The organism is Thalassospira xiamenensis M-5 = DSM 17429 (assembly GCF_000300235.2).
GTDB lineage: Bacteria > Pseudomonadota > Alphaproteobacteria > Rhodospirillales > Thalassospiraceae > Thalassospira > Thalassospira xiamenensis.
Genome location: NZ_CP004388.1, coordinates 354,978 through 374,325 on the forward strand (window position 1 = coordinate 354,978; position 19,348 = coordinate 374,325).

The following is a 19,348-nucleotide window of genomic DNA, read 5'->3' on the forward strand; positions in this document are numbered from 1 at the left end:
CTACCTGTCCAGGTTCTTGCCAATGAGGCGGATCAGGAAGATCGCCACGATATTTGCCAGAACGACCGCAACGATACCGCCCGCCGATGCCCCGCCAATGTCGTATTGCAGCAGGGCCTGCGTATAGACGAGGAAGGCGATATTGGTGGTTGCAAGGCCGGGACCGCCGCCGGTTGTCACGAAGATTTCGGCAAAGACGGTCAGCAGGAAGATCGTTTCGATCAGCACGACCACCGTGATCGCACGGCTGAGATGGGGCAGCGTGATATAGAAGAAAATCGAAACCGGGCCGGCACCATCCATCTGGGCGGCTTCCTTCTGATCGCGGTCAAGCGATTGAAGGGCGGTCAGCAGGATCAGCACGGCAAAGGGCAGCCATTGCCACGATACCATGATGATGATGGCCGTTAGCGGGGCTTCGGAAAACCAGTCGATGGACTGGAAGCCAAGCGAATTGGCAATCCAGGCAAACATGCCCGATACCGGATGCATCAGAAGGTTTTTCCAAACCAGCGCATTCACGGTCGGCATGATGAAGAAGGGGGCAATCACCAGCAGGCGCAGGATGCCGCGGCCAAAAATAGGCTGATCCAGCATCAGGCCCAGCAGAACACCGCCGACCACCGTGATCACAAGTACCGATCCGACGAGCAGAAGCGTATTGGCCAGCGACGCAAAGAAGGCCGGGTCGGTCAGGAAGAATTCATAGTTCAGCGTACCAACCCATTCTTCCATACCGGGCGAAAGAAGGTTGTAACGCAGGAACGAAAAATAAATTGTCATGCCCAACGGCACGATCATCCACAAAAACAAGGCGATGATCGACGGTGCAGACATAATGCGCCCGGTCAGGGTAGAGGACCGTGTCGACATGATGTGCTCCCTGTTTGAAGTCCCTGTTGCCTCGATCCGGATGGAAAGAGGGTGGCGGTCAGAAGTGCCGCCACCCCAAGTTCATCAGGTCAAGGAGGCACAGGCCAGAATTCATTGCACTAGGTGCGGCATCCTGGCCCGTCATGCATCAGTAGTAACCAGCCTTGCGCATGGTGCGGTCGGTGCTGGACTGTGCGGATGCAAGCGCATCTTCAACAGTCGAGGAACCGGCCAATGCGGCAGAGAACTGCTGGCCTACCGTGGTGCCGATACCCTGGAATTCAGGGATCGCGGCAAACTGAACACCGACATAGGGCTTCGGCTTCATGGTCGAATTGATCGGATCGGCACTGTCGATGGCGAGAAGGGTTTCGTCAGCGAACGGTGCGGCTTCCAGATATTTCGGGTTTTCGTACAGGGACATACGGGTACCCGGCGGAACGTTGGCCCAGCCTTCTTTGGAGGCTACGAGTTCCAGATAGTCTTTCGAGGTTGCCCAGGCGATGAATTTCTGGGCGGCTTCGACTTTCTGGGAGCCGGTCGGAATGCCAAGGTTCCATGCCCAGAGCCAGTTGGCACCAGTGCAGGTTTCAGCACAGGGGGCTTCGGTGAAGCCGACCTTGTCGGCAACGGTCGATTCTTTGGGGTTGCTGACAAAGGATGCTGCAACGGTTGCATCAATCCACATGCCGCATTTGCCCGAGTTGAACAGCGAAAGGTTTTCGTTAAAGCCGTTCGACGTTGCCCCCGGAGGACCATATTTGCCGAGGATTTCGACATACATATCGAGGGCGTTTTTCCATTCGGCACTGTCGAAGGTCGGATTCCAGTTCTCGTCAAACAGGCGCGCGCCATAGGCATTGCCCATGGTGGTGATCAGCGCCATGTTTTCGCCCCAGCCAGCCTTGCCGCGCAGGCAGATGCCATAAACACCGTTATCCGGATCATGAAGCTTTTTGGCAATGTCGAGCGTCTGGTCCCAGGTCAGGCGACCATTGATGGTGATGCCTGCTTTTTCAAACAGATCGGTGCGGTACATCATCATCGAGCTTTCGGCATAAAAAGGTGCCGCATAAAGCTTGCCATCGTTGCTTACGGCGGAACGGATGGCGGGCATGATGTCATCGGTATCGTAATCGGCACCAAGGTTATCGAGCGGTGCCAGCCAGCCCTTTTCGGCCCAGATCGGAACCTCGTAGGTGCCGATGGTCATGATGTCATACTGACCGCCCTTGGTGGCGATGTCGGTGGTAACACGCTGACGCAGGGTGTTTTCTTCGAGCGTAACCCATTCAAGGGAAATGTCGGGGTTTTTGGAGGTGAAGTCATCCGTCAGCTTCTGCATGCGGATCATGTCACCGTTGTTCACGGTAGCAATGGTAAGTTTTGTTTCGGCATTGGCGGAGAATGCGACACCGCCTGCCAACAGCGCGCAAAGCGCTGCTCCCGTTACGCGTTTCATAGTTCCTCCCAAAGGACTGTGTACCCGATGGGCAAATTATCTTGCCCGTTTGATCATTTGTTCAGGTAATGAGCATTCACTCAATTTAAGGATGCCTTGTCAAACGAAATCGTTTTTGCGCTGCAACAAGAAAACCCCGCCAAAAGCTTTGGCGGGGTTGATTTCGGTATTGATTCAAAACGTGTTTTGCGGTGCCTAGCTTTGCAGCAAAGCTTCGGCGGTGGCTTCGTCGGTGATCAGTGTGGTGATCAGTTTGCCGCGCATTGCCCCGCGAATCGCGGCGACCTTTTTGGCCCCCTTGGCGACGGCAATCGTGTTTTGCGCAGGAATATGGATTGGCGCACTGGTGACGCGATGATTGACGTCATGATCAAGGATCGCGCCATTTTCATCGAATGACCAACTGACGACCTCGCCGATGCCGCCGTTTTTTTGAAGCGACCGCAATTCATCCTTGCTGATGAAGCCATCAATATAAAGCGGTGCGTCGGCGCCAAGATCACCAACCCCGACAAAGCGCACATCGGCCTTGGCGGCAAGGTGCATGATGTTATCCATGGGTGGCTGTTGCTGCATCTGGGCGCGCACATTGGCACTTTCGACAATTACCGGGATCGGCAGCGGATAATGCGGCGCGCGGGTCCGGTCAGCCAGATCGGTGACCGCGTCATAGAAACTTGCAGCCCCGTCATGGGCAATCGTCCCGACCAAAGATACGATCTTGTGATGGCGGGCATCGACGCGCTGAACTTCATCGACCATGCCGCGCATCGCACGCCCCGTGCCAATCGCAATGATCTTGGGATCGGGGGATTGCAGAACGCGTTCAAGATAGGTCGCGGCCGTCTGCGTCATGCCAAACATGGCATCGGGAGCGGCCGGATCGGTTGGCACCACATCACAATTGGCAAGACCGTATTCCTTGCACAGCGAAGCGGCCAGTTCCATGCAGCGCGCAATCGGATGATCAAGGCGGACTTTGACCAGACCTTCGCTAATGGCGGCAGACACCAGACGCTGTGCGGTCGGACGCGAAACGCCAAGTTTGGTGGCGATTTCGTCCTGCGTGTTGCCAGCGCAGTAATACAGCCAGCCCGCGCGGGCAGCTTCGTCAAGCCTTGCAGCTTCTTTGCGTGTTCGTTTTACCATCCCTGAAAACTTGTTTGTTGTTGTTTCAGTTTCTTTTCCCTAGCTCTTTTTTGCACGCAAGGCTAGGCATTTGGCTTTTTGCCAGTGAAAATGGGTATTGTCAGGCAGCAGAATGGCGCGAACTTCGATTTAGTTTGATAATCATTATCAATTTCATTAATCATTGCGATTATATCGACAGCCGTCCGTACTTGTTGGCCGGTTTTAATAATGATTGAGGCGCTTTTACGTGTCGAACCCGGATAACAGGTTAAAGCTATTTCTTGCCCACGAGGCGGCGCTTGTCGAATATGCTGCGCCGATTGTCGGTGATCGCGGGCGGGCCGAAGACATTGTTCAGGAAGCTTTCATCCGTTTTAATCCCGGTCATGAGAACGGTGGCAATCCAGAGAGTACGGATTTGCGGCAGCCGGTGGCATATCTGTATCGGATCGTTCGCAATCTGGCGTTTGACTGGGTGCGTCGGCGGGCGACAGAGCGTCGCTACGAACATCTGGAAACGACCGAGCATGAATTAGCAGAAAGTGTGTCTGTTTCCCCTGAACAGGAAATTATCCGCAAGCAAACCGCAATTAGCGTTCGCAATGCGTTGGCCATGCTTGATGAAAAAACCCGCCTTGCTTTGGAAATGCATCGTATACACGGCAAAACCTTGACCGAGATTGCAGCGCACTTTGATATATCTGTTGCTACGGCGCATCGATTGATCCGTAGCGGGATCGTCCAGCTGACCCTTGCATTGACGCATGAGGATGAGGACGCGTGAAAAAAGCATCGGATCATGAAAAATCAGGCCGTTCTATACGTCACGGTATTGGTGGGATTCAAAATGAAGAGCCGAATTGTCCATCCGAAGGCGTGAGAGAGAGAATTGGCGTGACCGACGCAGAACGCAAATTGGTTTATGAACAGGCCGCCGACTGGTTGCTTGAACTTGAGGCCGCCCCAAAGGATGCCGATTTGCGACAGGCATTTGAAGCATGGGTTGACGCACACCCGTTACACGCCAAGGTCTGGTCCCGAGTGGCATCAACCTGGTTTGCACTTGGCGAGCCTCTGGAACCCAAGGCCGTTGGGCATGTGTCTGCGCCTTCAAAAGCTGTTCATAGGTCAAGAACAGCCAGAGGCACTATCGGTCCGAGCCGCGAAGCGTCAATCTGGCGACGGATACCGGTACGGGGACGGGTGGCTTCGGGAGTTTTCCTTGCTTTAACGGTGCTGGCGTTCCTGCCCTTTGCCGAGAGGTTGCAGCATGATGATTACACGACCGGTATCGGTGAAACCCATCTGGTGACGCTTGATGATGGATCGATGGTTTATCTGGCACCCGATAGTGCGATTGATGTTGATTTCACGCCAGACCAACGTTTGTTGCACTTAAAAAGGGGGGAAGCCTTTTTTGATGTGAACAAAGATCCTGCACGTCCTTTTAAGGTTGAAACCGACCATGTGACGGTCAGCGTTGTCGGAACCGCCTTCGATGTACGTCTGAGTGATGACAGCCTTGCGGTTGAAGTCGAACACGGCATTGTCAGTGTTCACAACAATGCGGTTTCCGGACTTGAGCAGGATGATTTGCGACTGACGGCGGGCCAATCGGTATCCATTGATTTCGAGTCAGGCAAAGCTGACCGTTACAATGCACCTGCTGAAATGATCGCCGGATGGCGTGAGGGATTGCTGATGGTCGAGGGTGTAACAATCGGCGATGTTGTGGATACCTTGCAGCGTTACAAATCCGGCTGGATCGTTTTTGGTGATCAGAAATTGTCAGAGGGGCGTGTCACAGGTCTTTATGATCTTCGTGATCCGGACCGGGCTTTGAACGCCTTGGTCAAGGCCCATGACGGGAAGGTTACGCAAGTCACACCGTTCCTTACGGTTTTGTCATTTAAATAAGGCCCGTTGACCGGCCGCCTTTAAAAAATTTCCAAAAAATGATCCCGGCGTGAAAAATCGTCATCACTTCTGCGTCTATGTCATGAAAGTGCGAATTATTTGCACTTTGAGCATCTACAAGCAGGAGTGATCTGTAAAATGGGGGGACGGAAAATATCCGTTTCGGATGGATATCGGATGAACGGTCATCAACCGGTATCGCGCTGGACTGTAAGTATTGCCAGCATGATCATTGCACTTTCGACAGTTGGACATGCAACAGCTCAAGAGAGTGCAAACGGGGGAACGCCGGTTGAGGCGGCACAAGCTGCAACCACAGTGCATGAATTCAACATCACCGCACAGCCGCTTGCCAGTGCGCTTAACCTTTTTGGCCGTCAGGCTGGCTTGCAGGTCAGTTTTGACAGTGCGCTTGTCAGTGGCGCACAGGCAAAAGCTGTCAGGGGAACGATGCGGTCCGATGTGGCCTTGCAGGAGCTTCTTCGTGACAGTGATGTCACCGGGCAGATCACATCAGATGGCATCGTGGTTCTGTTCCGTGACACAGATCCGCAGGCAACCATGATTGATCCGGTTGTCGTCGAGGGTGAACGTCAGGTGGTGTCGTCTGACTATGACGGTTACGTCGCCTATCGCAGCAGATCCGGGACGAAAACCGGCACTTCGATCATGCGCACGCCACAAGCGGTCAATGTAATCACAAAGGACGAAATCGAAGACAAGGGCGCGACGACTGTCACCCAGGCATTGGAATATACGCCCGGGGTCATCAGCCAATATGGCAATACGGATTTACGCCACGACTGGTTGTCCGTGCGCGGTTTCGTGCCAGGCCGTTATATGGACGGATTGCGCCTTTCATTCGGTGCGCGTGGATATGCACAGCCGAAAATCGAACCCTATGGACTGGAACAGATCGAAGTCCTCAAGGGACCTTCGTCGGTGCTGTATGGACAGAACAGCCCGGGTGGTCTTTTGAACATGCAAAGCAAAAGACCGACCGCGGAAAGCTTACGCGAAGTTTTTGTGCAGTACGGTTCCTATAATCATCGCGAAGCTGGATTTGACGTAGGCGGTGCCGCAACAGAGGATGGCACACTGCAATTCCGATTGACCGGTGTCGGGCGGATGGCTGATGCGCAAGCCGATTATGTCAGCGAGGATCGTGTCTTTATTGCACCGGCGCTGACATGGCAACCAACCGATGAGACCCGGCTGACCATTCTGACACAGTATCAGAAAATCGAAGCCGACGGCGGCGGCGCGCCGCCCGCATTACCGGCAAGTGGAACATTGTGGGACAATCCGTCATACAGTCTTGGCCCGAGCACCTATATTGGTGAACCTGATTATGACCGTTTCACGAACGAACAAATGTCGGCGGGTTACGAGTTTGAACACAAGTTCAACGACACTTGGGAGTTCAAACAGAATCTGCGCGTGGGGAATGTTGATACTTATACGCAGCGTGTTCAGGCAGGAGCGCTCGTTGGCAATAGTCTGATCCGCTATGCGTGGGCTTTCCCGGAAGAATCAACCACCGTCAATGTCGATAACCAGCTGATTTCGCGATTCAGCACAGGCGACATCAATCATACGGTATTGGGCGGTGTGGATTATCTTTGGGAGGATTCAGCCTATGACGAATCTTTCGTCAGCCCGCTGACCCAGACAACTGTCGGGTCGCTCGATCTGACCGATATTGTTTATACCGGCGATGCCACCACGCCGCCATTATCGACGACCGTCCGACAAGATCGTTATCAGGTTGGTTTCTATTTGCAGGAAGAAGCAAACATAGACAATTGGACGGTTTTGCTGGGCGGAAGATATGATCTTGCGCGGGCGACGACTGATACCACCACGGTTAGTACGGGTGTGACCAGCACGGCGAAGCAGGATGACAATGCCTTTAGTGGTCGTGCCGGACTTGTTTACGAGTTTGACAATGGTTTTGCCCCTTATGCCAGCTATGCGCAGTCCTTTACCCCGACATCAGGTTCTGATCGCAGTGGCGCGCCTTTCGATCCGACAGAAGGTGAACAGTTCGAGCTTGGCGTACGCTATCAGCCTGAAAACACCAATAGCCTGATTACCGTTTCGGCATATCAGTTGACGCAGACCAACGTTTTGACCCCCGATCCGGTTAACACCAGCTTCCGCACCCAAACAGGTGAAGTCCGTGTTCGCGGGATCGAGGTTGAAGGCAAGGCAAATCTTGATAACGGGATCGAGCTTTCAGCTTCCTATTCTTTGAGCGATAGCGAAGTAACAAAGGCCAATGCGAACAGTAGTAACGTAACAACCAAAGGCAAAGAGCAGCCTTTTATCCCCCGTCATCAGGCGGCTGCCTGGGTTGGGTATAATTTCCAGCAGGCCGATCTGGCCGGGTTGGGGATTGGCGGCGGTGTTCGCTTTATCGGATCGTCCTATGGGGATGCCAACAATCTGTATCAGGCCCCGGGTGTGACCCTGTTTGATGCAGCACTGCATTATGATCTGGGCCATAACTGGCAACAGCTTGCGGGGACCAGCCTGTCTCTGACTGCTAACAATCTGTTGGACGAGGAATATATCTCGACCTGTATTTCGGCAACCGGTTGCTATTACGGCAATGGCCGGACGGTCATGGCGACTCTGAAATACCGTTGGTGAATGCGGCTTTTCAACACGGGGCATGTGCGATTCAGCGCATGCCCCGTGTCTTTTATGATTGATACGAAAATGACTGGTTTTCCCGACGTGATTCAAGCTTTTGCCATTACATCGCGCGTCATTCTGGCAGTTTTTGGTGGTTACGCAGTCGCAGCCATGATCGCTGTTCTGTTGTCGGTTGCGTTGCCGATGCCGCGTGTTGATGCAACCCTTTTTGGCATGCTCATCAGCTTTATTGTTTGGGCGGCAGTGGCGACCGCAGTGTTTCTTGTCCGACGCACTACAGTTGCGTGGCTGATGACGCTGTTATTTGTCGCTGTCCCGGGGATTGCCTTTTATTGGCTGCAGGCAGGGGGAGATATCTAGCATGAAAGCTGGTATTCGCCAATCGGCTGCGTGGCTGCATAGTTGGGGCGGGTTGGTGCTTGGATGGTTGTGCTTTGCGATTTTTCTGACGGGAACCCTTGCATATTACCGCCCGGAAATTTCATTATGGATGCGCCCTGAACTGGCACAAACCAATCTGTTTGATCCAACCGCACTTGATTATATTGCCGATGATCTGGCACGTACCGCGCAGGATGCGCAAATGTGGCAGTTCAACCTTCCCGATGATCGTCATCGTACCATCCGGGTTTTTTATACCGATGCTGCAGGCACATATCACAGTTCCCTGCGTGATCCGGGAACAGGACAGATATTGTATCCCCGGGATACGGAGGGAGGCGATTTCTTTTACAGGTTCCACTTTGAACTAATGTTTGCCCCGACATCTGGCCGGATCGTCTCGGGAATTTGCGCAATGTTCATGCTGGTTGCCATTATCAGTGGTATCATCACGCATCGCCGGTTTTTCCGGGATTTCTTTACGTTCCGACCGGCTTCCAATCCGCAACGTTCGTGGCTTGACGGGCATAATATTCTGGGGGTTGTCGGGCTGCCGTTCCACATTCTGATCATATACAGCGGCCTTGCGACGCTGATGTTTCTATATATGCCTTGGGGGGCTTGGGTCGCCTATGGCGGAGACCGGGCGGCATTTTTCACCGAGGCTTATGACAGTGCCCCTCCGAACGAACCGGTGGGGGAGCAGGCAGAAATGGTTTTGTTATCCGATACCCTTCTGCGTTTCCAAAACAGTATGGCGGATTTCACCCCGGGACGACTGGTTATCACTCATCCGGGGGATGCCAACGCAACGATACAGGTTTTTGCATCGGAAACGGGCGGGCTTTCGGTGCGACCGGGGGCAATCCTGATTGATGGCGTTAACGGAACCGAATTGTCACGCCGGTTTGAGACATCGACAGTGCGTGAAAGCTGGAATGTTATCTATGGTCTGCATCTGGGGCGGTATGCCGATCCCGTGTTTCGGTTTGTTCTTTTCGTAATGGGATTGGGCGGGACGGCAATGGTTGGAACCGGTTTGATCCTGTGGTCGGTGAAACGTCAGCGGAACGGAGCTTTCGGCAGGGGTGGCAGAATGGTTCACATGTTGAACGTTGCGACCTTGGCCGGGTTGCCGCTTGCCGTTGCCGTGTTTTTCACTGCGAACCGTCTGCTACCAACCGATATTGCCGGAAGGGCGGGTTATGAAGTAACCGGGTTTTACCTCGCTGTCGGTGCGGCACTGGTATATGCGATTTTCTGTCCGGCGCGGCGGATATGGCGCGATCTTTTCGCGTTGATTGCCGGATTGTTTCTGATGTTGCCTTTGTTTGGCGGAATACTCGATTTTCAAGGAGGAAACAGCGATCTGTCGGATGTCGACACCGTTTTCCTGTGGATGGACATTTCCATGTTGATTGCTGCGGGAGCTTTTGGCGCGTTGGCGTGGCGGCTTCATGTGCAACGTATCGGGACAATTTACCGATGATGTTTCTGATCAGTTTTCTTTGGGTCTGTACGGGGATGGGGACGTTGTGCCTGGCAATGGACCGCCATGCAAAGCAGGCAGGATATTTCCCGGCAAAAGCAGGGGCGGGTGGCAGGCGATTGTTTGGCGCTATGTGTCTTGCCGGTGCATTATATCTGACTATTACTGATCTGGGGATTGGTATGGGGATTGGTATGGGGACAGCGTTATGGGGCTGTCAGGCCAGTCTTGCCGGTTGGCTGATCGCGATTATTTTACCTTACCGCGCCAAATGGGTTCCCCGCATTGTTGCAGGGAGTGCCATAGCAGCAATGGCAGGGATTCTGATTTACATTGTGGCAGGATGGGCACCGCAGATCGGTTAGGTTTATAATCTGCGGCGCCGATTGATCCCTATTTCTTTGGCAGATATTCCGCAACCAGCATTTCGGCGATCTGAACTGCGTTAAGGGCGGCCCCTTTGCGCAGGTTGTCGCCAACACACCAAAGCGAAAGCCCGTTTTCAACCGTCGGGTCCTTGCGCACGCGTGAGACGAAAACATTATCTTCGCCCTGGACTTCCTGCGGCGTGACATATCCCTCGTCCTGGCGATAATCCACCACGGAAACGCCGGGGAAAGCTTTCATTGCCTTGCGGGCTTCTTCGACGGTGACCGGCTGTTCGAATTCGATATTGATGGCTTCGGCATGACCAACAAAGACCGGCACCCGCACGCAGGTCGCATGAACCGCGATATCCGGATCAAGGATCTTGCGGGTTTCGGCGGTCATTTTCCATTCTTCGCGGGTCGCACCATCATCCATGAATTCGTCGATATGCGGGATGACGTTAAAGGCGATCTGTTTGGTGAACTGTTCTTTGACCGGCAGATCGTTGACGTAAATGCCCTTGGTCTGGTTGAACAGTTCATCCATCGCCAACCGACCGGCACCGGAAACCGACTGATAGGTTGCAACGACAACGCGTTTGATCGGTTGCAGGTCGTGCAGGGGTTTAAGCGCCATGACCATCTGAATGGTCGAGCAGTTCGGATTGGCGATGATGTTTTTCTTGGCGTAACCGGCCAGCGCGGCACCATTTACCTCTGGCACGACCAGCGGTACACCGGGCTCCATCCGCCAGTAGCTGGAATTGTCGATGACAACGCAACCCGCAGCAGCAGCCTTGGGCGCCAGCGTTTTGGCAGTTGTGCCACCGGCTGAGAACAGCGCGATATCGACCTTGGAAAAATCGAAGGTTGCGGCATCCAGGACCTTGATTTCCTTGTCACCGTAATCCAGTTCGCGGCCAACCGAACGCGAGGAGGCGAGTGCGAAAATTTCATCGGCCGGAAATTGGCGTTCTTCAAGCGTATTGAGCATCTCGCGCCCGACATTTCCGGTCGCGCCGACAACGGCGATTTTATAGCCCATCAGGAGCCTCTTTCAGTCTTTCTGGCATTGCTTATACGCGTTGCCCCTCTTTGGTATGGGGCGTCGTGATTTGCATATGCCTGTGGATAATCGTCTGTACAGTATGGGGCGAGATGTAAGGTTTTATCGAGTGCCACGCAAGGAGTTCGTTGGCTTTTACCTCTTGAGATTGCAAAAAATTCTGGCAGAATTACCCACGGGGTTCGAGTACCGAACCCTAAATCAGAATCGTTCGGCCCCGGCTTTGAGTTTTCTGTTTTCACTGTCTGCGGGTACGCGGCGCACCAAGTAGCCGTTTCAGCATTTCCTTTTCGAACGATTGACCAGACGATCCTGATTTAGGGTCCGGTACTGATGTAAAATCCGGCGACGGGTTTTACGTGGGGCGATGGCATTTCCGGCTTAAAAAGGACGGCAGATGACGTACCCGATGACACTGGACTGGACACAAAAAAAGGTTCTCGATTTTTTCCGGGAACATGTCACGCGTGGAACACTGGTATTCCGGGCGGACGATAGACACGAGATTGTTCTGGGGGATGGCAGCGATCCCAGGGCAACAATGACTGTACCGAACTGGACCGACACATTGAAAATGGCGCTAAGTCCTGATCCGGGATTTGGTGAAGCCTATATGCGTGGCGGTTTTGATGTTGTTTCAGGCGAGATGGAAGACCTGATCAGGGTCTTGCGGCTTAATTTCGAAGGCGGCCATTCGGCAAACGGATTTGGCCTGTTTATCGAAAAGCTGCAATCGCTTAAATTCCAGATCGCGCAATTTACCTCGGTCAAGGCCGCGTCCCGGCGCGTGCGCCATCATTATGATATCGGCAATGACCTTTATACCCGTTTCCTTGATCCGGAAATGCAGTATTCCTGCGCATTCTGGGACGATGGTGCCCAGACGCTGGAAGAGGCGCAAAACCGCAAAATGACTTTGACCACCCAGCGGCTGAAGATTGACCAGCCGGGCCTTCGGGTGGTTGATGTCGGGTGCGGCTGGGGCGGGTTGAGCCGCTTTATCCGGCGGACCACCGGGGCGGAGGTGCACGGGATCACCCTGTCGACCGAACAATATAACTGGGCGCTCGAACGCAAGGCGGAACTGCCAGATAACTTCCACGAAGGTCTTGGATATCATCTTCTGGATTACCGGTTGTTTGCCGATGCGAATGAAGGGAAATACGACCGGGTTGTTTCGGTTGGCATGTTTGAACATGTCGGGCGGCCGCAGTTCAAAACCTATTTCGAGAAGGTCGGCAAATTGCTGAAAGCCGGGGGGCGGGCAGTGATCCATACGATCATCAAGCCGCGCCCGGAATTCACATCGCCGTGGATTGATCGCTATATTTTCCCCGGTGGTTATATTCCGGCGGTGCATGAAGTGATTGAGGCTGCGGAAAACGCCGACCTTAAAGTCGAAGCATCGCATTTCCATGCCGGACTGAACTATGCCCGAACTTTGGTCGCGTGGCGCGACCGGTTCCGCGAGATTGCCGATCAGCTTGACCCGGAAAAATACGACACCGAGTTCAAACGGATGTGGGAGTTTTATCTGGCGGGCTGCATCAATGCCTTTGACGAGCGTGAAGGCGGTGGGGGGATGCGGGTCGGGCAGTTTGTTTTCACCAAACCCGGTTATCGTTTTACGTAAAAACGCATCGGTCGGGCTGTCGTTTTGCGGCAGTCCGACCCATATAACATTATTAACGGGCCAAAGAGCCCGGACAGCGTGAACCGTGAAACAACCGGCACGGTGTAGAACGCGACCATCCGGTTGTTCCTTCGGGAGGAAACAACATGCAGAACATGACACACCGGGAAACCCCGGGCGCACGTGCATATTCCACCCAGATCACCCATCGTACCGGACCGCATATCGGCCGCGTTGAGGACTATGTCCGGGCGCTTCGATCCATTGATATGTCAAGTTGCGAACGCGACATGCTGCGCGCCCATGCCAAGGCACCGGGGCGCGAAATTACCGGTAATCAACTGGCAAATACGATTGGTCATTTCGGGTCCCGGATCGGGAACAGGAAATACGGCAAACTGGCGCAAAAAATCGCCCTCGCGGCCGAATTGCCGATGTGCAAATCCGATGTCAGCGATTATCTGATGGCGGTCTTTACGCTGGCAGATGGTGAACAGCAAAATAGCGAAGACTGGCATTGGGTCAAGCATGAAGAGGTCGTCGAAGCCTTGAAAAAGACCCGCATCGTATAGAATTTCGGGCGCGATAAATTTTTTTGCCAGATATGTAACGCGGGCCAAAGCTGTTTCGTCCTGATTGCAGAGGGGGATTTCCCCCGGTTTGCAATCACGGAGAAACATGATGAGCCGTTTTGACGTTCCGAAATCGAGCCCGAAAATTTTTGAAGCAATGCTGGGTCTTGCCACCAGTCTTGAAGACAGCCCGCAGATCCCGCGTGTCCTGCGCGATCTGGTGGAATGCCGCGTGTCGCAAATCAATGGATGTTCGCATTGCCTGCGCATGCATGCCAAAAGCCATGCCGATCACGGTGGGGATGCCATCAAGGTGACCATGCTGGCGGTCTGGCGCGCGGCCAAGGGATATGACGAAGCCGAACGTGCCGCACTTGATTGGGCCGAATGCCTGACCGAGGCCGTTGATCAGGATCGCATTTCGCAAAGCTATCGCAAGCTTGTCGACCATTTCGAAGAAGACGCCATTTCCGAACTGACCTGCATCATTTCAACGATGAATGCATGGAACCGTCTTGGTATTGCGCAGCATGAGCTTGCCTGATCGCAAACCCCCATCCGATAGACCCTTTGCTTCAACGGACCTATCGGGCAGTATGACCAGCCAATCGGCGATACGGGCCTGTCCCGTATCGCTTCATGTGTTTGACGGGGATCGCATGGCGGATCAGGTTTTCGAAACCCATCGCGGGCGGTTGCATGCTCTGGCCTATCGCATGCTGGGCAGCCATGCCGATGCCGAAGATGCCGTGCAGGATGTCTGGTTACGCTGGCGGGCGGCGGCAAAGGATGACATCCGCGATGCGACCGGCTGGCTGGTGCGGGTCTGCAGCAATATCTGCCTTGATGTTCTGAAATCGGCACGTCGTAGGCGTGAATATTATGTTGGGCAATGGTTGCCCGAACCCTGGATGCCGCCAGTTTTTCCTGAAGCTGAAAACAATCTGATCGAACGGGATGGTCTGGGGCAGGCCTATGTCATGATGCTGGAACGGTTGGGACCGGTTGAACGGGTGGCACTTGTTCTGCATGACGTTTTTGACTGGTCACACGAAGATATCGCCCCGGTGATAGAGCGGACCGAAAACAATACCCGCCAGATCCTGTTTCGCGCACGCCGCAAGGTGAACCGCGAAGACGATCGTGATCCAACCCCCGTTCCAGATAGCGAGACCGCAAACAGGGAACAGGTCACAGCCTTTGTCGATGCCCTGATCCACGGTGATCTGAACGCGTTGATCGGGCAACTGGCCCCGAACGTGATCATGCATTCCGATGGCGGAGGCAAGGCAAGTGCCGCGGTTAATCCGATATTCGGTGCAGATAAGGTTGCGCGGTTCTTTGTCGGTATCTGGCGCAAGAATCCGGTGCACAACATTGAATTCAAGACCGTTGACGGGCAGGAATACTGGGTGCTTGTGCGTGAAGGTGACCGGGTGGCGACCGCCATCAGTATGGCCATGCACCAAAACGCAATAACGGATGTTTTCATCCACCGAAACCCCGACAAACTGGCGCGTTTCGATGATCTTGGATCGCGAACATGATAACGGGCCGGATCATTACGATCCGGCCCGTTATTTTTATTCTGCGGCTGTCATTGGCCGTTGGCGGTAATACGAAGGCCCAGCATTTGCGCCCCCATCTGCGGGAACATCAGTCCACCGGCCGCCATGCCCATCGCAACGGGTTCCTGCGGTGCCAGTTCGATCAGCAGGTGGCGCGGATCATCAACCCATGTCAGCAATTCGCCAAACGCATCATAAAGCGTTGCGTCGTCGGCAAATTGTTCCTGCGCCTGCATCAGGTTCATGGTGACCAGCATTTTCATATCTTCGGCGGTGTTGCCATTAAGCAGGGAGGCAACGCCCAGGGCAAAAGGCAACATTTTTTCACCCGAAATTTCAAGGCGTGCACCGCGGAAGGCCGCGTCGACCGTCAGGGCCTGTTCGAGTGCCGCGTCATCGCCGATCCGGGTTTTCAGAAGACGGGTCATGACGTCATCGTTGATCCCGGTGACCGTGACCGAAAGGCCGATCTGGCCGATATCGCGCAGGGCAACCTTGTCGATGCTGTAAACAAAATCGCTAGCCGTCTCATCCCAGATAATGCTGTTGGAGACATCCAGCACAAGATCATCGAAGCTGTTGATACCAAGATAGATTGCGGTATCGTTGCCACCGGTAATGCTGTCATCAAGGGTGGCATGCAGCCCTTCGAGGGTGCTGTTGTTGACTTTGACAAATGTCAGTGCGCTGCTTTCAGGGGTGAAAGGCTTTTCAAGGGTGCTTTTGAAGCTGTCGAGCCGAATTTCGACCTTTTCACCGTCCGGCGCGCCCGAGAATGAGAGGCCATTTATGGAAAACGCACCGTAAAGCGCCTGACTGAGCGGCAGGTTCATCTGACCCAGTGTGAAATCTTCGAACTGGTCGATATGTTGACCAACCATTTCATCGGCAACGTCGTAAATTTCGCCAAAGCCGGTGATTGCCATTAAATCCAGATCGGTGACGGAAAGTCCGTCCAGATCGAAATTGGCGGGGCCGTCCGGGGTTTTCTGCGTGATGTGGCTTCCGGTGATGTCGATCCCGGCAAGTCTGCCATCACGCATGTCGCGCAATGTGACATTATCGAGCGCGATTTCGACTTCCTCGTCGGAAATTACCGGATTTTTGACGATGATTGTCTGGAAGGAGGTGTTTTCGGCCATCTTCCTGACGTCCGCCATGCTGAGTCTTGTATCAAGATCAATCATGTCGCCCGTCAGATCGACGCGGAAATCAGCAAGTGAGATTTCGCCAATGGCAAGCTTGGCAGGATTGTCTGGCTGCTGCATCGACAGACCGGTCAGCGTGCCGGATTTGATCACCCGGGATTCCAGACCCGACAGGGCAATTGCATCAACCGACATTTCCAGGCCTGCGTCATCGGCAAACGACAAGGTGGTGGCCGAAATATCGTCACAGATGGCGAAATCGCGGGCAATGTCGGGATCGAAACTGGCGATCAGATCGGCCGGTCCGGCACAGCCGGCAAAGGACATATTGTCGATGCTGCTGGTGATTTTTGTTTCCTGATCATCCATTTTCCAACCGGTAATGTTCAGGGCATCGATATTGGCCGAACCGGCATTTTCCGCCAGCAGGTGATCAATATTGATGCGGCGGATGTCGCCATCCGAAATGGTCAGGTTTTGCAGATCAGCACGACCGGTGGTGATGTCGAAATTGCGCGAAGCCAGGTCCATCGCAAGATCGCCAAGTTCCGCCTTCGGGGTGGTGATGCCATAGGCATCATAGGCAATTGCCAGTTCTTCGAGATCAGCCTGACCGGCAATGCCGTTGCCAAACGGGTTTGCCCCGATCAGGGTCAGCCAGTTGACCTGATTGAGATGCATTGATCCGATGGTGTAGGTCACACCGTTAGGATCGATCAGTTTGACATTCTTGGCGGCCAATGTGCGGCCCAGAAGCGACATTTCGAAATCGGAAAATTCACCGCGAAGGTCTGAGTCCGGGCTGCTGAGGATCGTGCGGAACCGGTTTTCGAGATAGGCCGGTGCCTTGTAGTGAAGACCGGCACCCGCGGCCGCCAGAACGGCAAGGCCACCGACAAGAAGAACTGTTTTTTTGCTCATGTTATCCAGCTTTTATTATGTTTCTGCACGTATGGGATGCAGACAGTAGTTGCCTGGGCAACATCTTTGTTGTCGCGCAACAAGTCAAGGAAACGTGCTTATGGCAAAGGCCGGATCATTGACCCGGCCTTTGTTTTTTGAAGCGTGATCGGAAAGATCAGGCGATCTTGTCGAGTTCGTTGATCAGGGATTCGCCCATGACGGTGGTCGAAACCTTTGCCATGCCCGGCTGCATGATATCAGCGGTGCGAAGCCCGCCTTTCAGAACGTTCTGAACGGCGGTTTCGATCATGGTTGCATCATCGCCCATGTCGAACGAGTAACGCAGCATCATGGCAAACGACAGGATGGTTGCCAGCGGGTTTGCGATGTCCTGACCGGCGATGTCCGGGGCGGAGCCGTGCACCGGCTCGTAAAGCGCCTTGCGGGCACCGCTTGCATCGGCAGCACCCAGCGATGCGGACGGCAGCATGCCAAGCGATCCGGTCAGCATGGCGGCACAATCGGAAAGGATGTCGCCAAACATGTTGGTGGTGACCATCACGTCGAACTGTTTCGGGTTACGGACCAGCTGCATGGATGCGTTATCGACATACATGTGGCTGACCTCGACTTCCGGGAAGTCCTTGGCAACGCGTTCAACAACTTCGCGCCACAGGACGGTCGATTCCAGAACGTTGGCCTTATCGACCGAACACAGGCGTTTGTTGCGTTTCATGGCCATGTCAAAGGCGACACGGGCGATACGTTCAACTTCCGGCTCGGAATAAACCAGCGTGTTGAAGCCAAAACGCACACCGTCGCGTTCTTCGATGCCGCGCGGCTGACCGAAATAGATGCCGCCGGTCAATTCGCGCAGGATCATGATATCCAGACCCTTGACGATGTCTTCTTTCAGGGTTGAGGCACCGACAAGCGCATCAAACACAAGGGCCGGACGGAGGTTGGCAAACAGGCCCATTTCCTTGCGGATTTTAAGCAACCCGCGTTCCGGCTTGATATCGAAGGGAAGGTTGTCCCATTTCGGACCACCGACAGCACCAAGCAGAACCGCATCGGCCGCCATGGCATCGGCAAGCGTTTCGTCGGTCAGCGGGTTGTTGTGCGCATCAATTGATGCGCCGCCGATCAGACCTTCGGTGATTTCGAAATTGACGTTACGCTTCTTGGCCATCCAGTCCATGACGCGCTGAACCTGGCGCATGACTTCGGGGCCAATGCCGTCGCCGGGCAGCATCAGAACTTTTTTGGTGGTGCTCATCAAACAATCCTTCCCAGATATTATCGGGGTCGTTCACCCCGTATCGACAAAAAGGGCGGCAGACCGATCTGGACTGCCGCCACTTTGAATTACAGCGACAGCCAGGGCTGCGACGCAGCGCGCTTGGCTTCGAAGTCGTTGATCGCGTCGCCCTTCTGCAGGGTCAGGCCAATGTCATCGAGGCCGTTCAACAGGCAATGTTTGCGGAACGGTTCGACATCAAACGTGATGCAACCGCCATCCGGACCATGGATTTCCTGTTTTTCAAGATCAATGGTGATGGTCGCGTTTTCGCCGCGTTCGGCATCATCCATCAGCTTGTCGACATCTTCCTGCGGCAGACGGATCGGCAGAATGCCGTTCTTGAAGCAGTTGTTATAGAAAATGTCGGCAAAGCTTGGCGCGATGATGCAGCGAATGCCGAAATCAAGCAGCGACCACGGCGCATGTTCGCGCGATGAACCACAGCCAAAGTTGTCGCCTGATACGATGATCTTGGCATTGCGATAGGCCGGTTTGTTCAGGACGAAATCCGGGATTTCGTTGCCCTTGTCGTCATAGCGCATTTCATCAAACAGGTTCTTGCCAAGGCCCGAACGTTTGATGGTTTTAAGGAACTGTTTCGGGATGATCATGTCGGTATCGACATTGATCATCGGCAGCGGTGCTGCCACACCGGTGAGGGTCGTGAACTTATCCATTAATCTTATCCCTTGCTTCCAGTTTCCCAGGCAAGACCGAGGGCCTCGATCAGTTCCTCGGTTGCGTCGATATCCTTCGCAACGAATTCGGGCAGGTTGATCCCGGTCAGCTGCGGGAGCAGCTGTTCAAGGATCGGTGCCCGGCCGCAGCGCGCTGCGCCGTCACGGAAACTGATGAATGCTCGTTCTGCCATGG

Annotated in this window: 18 protein-coding genes; 10 read left to right on the forward strand and 8 right to left on the reverse strand. The window is 54.1% G+C overall.

Going from position 1 to position 19,348, the window contains the following annotated elements:
- The 3 genes from TH3_RS01630 to TH3_RS01640 all read right to left on the reverse strand — a co-directional run bounded on the left by TH3_RS01630 (position 1) and on the right by TH3_RS01640 (position 3,484).
- The gene (locus tag TH3_RS01630) at positions 1-873 is read right to left on the reverse strand and encodes a carbohydrate ABC transporter permease (protein ID WP_007089146.1); all 873 of its coding nucleotides are present in this window, start codon (positions 871-873) and stop codon (positions 1-3) included.
- 148 nt (positions 874-1,021) lie between these two features.
- Complete coding sequence (locus tag TH3_RS01635; RefSeq protein ID WP_007089145.1) at positions 1,022-2,335, reverse strand: ABC transporter substrate-binding protein; 1,314 nt, start codon at positions 2,333-2,335, stop codon at positions 1,022-1,024.
- A gap of 195 nt (positions 2,336-2,530) precedes the next feature.
- On the reverse strand, positions 2,531-3,484 hold the full coding sequence (locus tag TH3_RS01640) for a sugar-binding transcriptional regulator (RefSeq protein ID WP_007089144.1): 954 nt from the start codon (positions 3,482-3,484) through the stop codon (positions 2,531-2,533).
- Between the two features lie 229 nt (positions 3,485-3,713).
- Here TH3_RS01640 and TH3_RS01645 point away from each other — a divergent pair, with 229 nt between their 5' ends.
- The 6 genes from TH3_RS01645 to TH3_RS23005 all read left to right on the forward strand — a co-directional run bounded on the left by TH3_RS01645 (position 3,714) and on the right by TH3_RS23005 (position 10,279).
- Positions 3,714-4,250 (forward strand): sigma-70 family RNA polymerase sigma factor, encoded by a 537-nt coding sequence (locus tag TH3_RS01645; RefSeq protein ID WP_007089143.1) that lies wholly within the window; start codon positions 3,714-3,716, stop codon positions 4,248-4,250.
- A 110-nt stretch (positions 4,251-4,360) separates the two neighbouring features.
- Positions 4,361-5,383: a FecR family protein gene (locus TH3_RS01650; RefSeq protein ID WP_007089142.1), complete on the forward strand. Its 1,023-nt coding sequence runs from the start codon at positions 4,361-4,363 to the stop codon at positions 5,381-5,383.
- 177 nt (positions 5,384-5,560) lie between these two features.
- Positions 5,561-8,038 (forward strand): TonB-dependent siderophore receptor, encoded by a 2,478-nt coding sequence (locus TH3_RS01655; RefSeq protein ID WP_233421826.1) that lies wholly within the window; start codon positions 5,561-5,563, stop codon positions 8,036-8,038.
- Between the two features lie 54 nt (positions 8,039-8,092).
- Entirely contained in the window at positions 8,093-8,404 is a 312-nt protein-coding gene (locus TH3_RS01660; RefSeq protein ID WP_202965954.1) for a DUF3649 domain-containing protein, read from the forward strand.
- Position 8,405: 1 nt separating this feature from the next.
- The gene (locus tag TH3_RS01665; RefSeq protein WP_007089139.1) at positions 8,406-9,914 is read left to right on the forward strand and encodes a PepSY-associated TM helix domain-containing protein; all 1,509 of its coding nucleotides are present in this window, start codon (positions 8,406-8,408) and stop codon (positions 9,912-9,914) included.
- A complete protein-coding gene (locus TH3_RS23005) occupies positions 9,911-10,279 on the forward strand; it encodes a DUF3325 family protein (RefSeq protein ID WP_007089138.1) in 369 nt (122 codons plus the stop codon). Before TH3_RS01665 ends, TH3_RS23005 begins: the two co-directional genes overlap by 4 nt.
- 28 nt (positions 10,280-10,307) lie before the next feature.
- Here the strand turns inward: TH3_RS23005 and TH3_RS01675 are convergent, their stop codons facing one another.
- Positions 10,308-11,327 carry an aspartate-semialdehyde dehydrogenase gene (locus TH3_RS01675; protein WP_007089137.1) on the reverse strand — a complete coding sequence of 340 codons (1,020 nt, stop codon included), beginning with the start codon at positions 11,325-11,327 and terminating at the stop codon, positions 10,308-10,310.
- 418 nt (positions 11,328-11,745) lie between these two features.
- Here TH3_RS01675 and TH3_RS01680 point away from each other — a divergent pair, with 418 nt between their 5' ends.
- The 4 genes from TH3_RS01680 to sigJ all read left to right on the forward strand — a co-directional run bounded on the left by TH3_RS01680 (position 11,746) and on the right by sigJ (position 15,100).
- Positions 11,746-12,981 carry an SAM-dependent methyltransferase gene (locus tag TH3_RS01680; protein WP_233421827.1) on the forward strand — a complete coding sequence of 412 codons (1,236 nt, stop codon included), beginning with the start codon at positions 11,746-11,748 and terminating at the stop codon, positions 12,979-12,981.
- A gap of 146 nt (positions 12,982-13,127) precedes the next feature.
- Positions 13,128-13,553 (forward strand): hypothetical protein, encoded by a 426-nt coding sequence (locus tag TH3_RS01685; protein ID WP_007089135.1) that lies wholly within the window; start codon positions 13,128-13,130, stop codon positions 13,551-13,553.
- A 109-nt stretch (positions 13,554-13,662) separates the two neighbouring features.
- Positions 13,663-14,097, forward strand: a complete 435-nt coding sequence (locus TH3_RS01690; RefSeq protein WP_007089134.1) for a carboxymuconolactone decarboxylase family protein — start codon at positions 13,663-13,665, stop codon at positions 14,095-14,097.
- Between the two features lie 52 nt (positions 14,098-14,149).
- Positions 14,150-15,100: an RNA polymerase sigma factor SigJ gene (gene sigJ / locus TH3_RS01695; protein ID WP_007089133.1), complete on the forward strand. Its 951-nt coding sequence runs from the start codon at positions 14,150-14,152 to the stop codon at positions 15,098-15,100.
- A 50-nt stretch (positions 15,101-15,150) separates the two neighbouring features.
- Here the strand turns inward: sigJ and TH3_RS01700 are convergent, their stop codons facing one another.
- The 4 genes from TH3_RS01700 to TH3_RS01715 form a co-directional block, all read right to left on the reverse strand.
- A complete protein-coding gene (locus TH3_RS01700) occupies positions 15,151-17,190 on the reverse strand; it encodes a hypothetical protein (RefSeq protein ID WP_007089132.1) in 2,040 nt (679 codons plus the stop codon).
- Positions 17,191-17,347: 157 nt separating this feature from the next.
- A complete protein-coding gene (gene leuB, locus TH3_RS01705) occupies positions 17,348-18,451 on the reverse strand; it encodes a 3-isopropylmalate dehydrogenase (protein ID WP_007089131.1) in 1,104 nt (367 codons plus the stop codon).
- Between the two features lie 89 nt (positions 18,452-18,540).
- Positions 18,541-19,152: a 3-isopropylmalate dehydratase small subunit gene (leuD, locus tag TH3_RS01710; RefSeq protein ID WP_007089130.1), complete on the reverse strand. Its 612-nt coding sequence runs from the start codon at positions 19,150-19,152 to the stop codon at positions 18,541-18,543.
- A 5-nt stretch (positions 19,153-19,157) separates the two neighbouring features.
- Positions 19,158-19,346, reverse strand: coding sequence for a hypothetical protein (locus tag TH3_RS01715; RefSeq protein WP_007089129.1), 189 nt, complete (start codon positions 19,344-19,346; stop codon positions 19,158-19,160).
- Between the last annotated feature and the right edge of the window lie 2 nt (positions 19,347-19,348).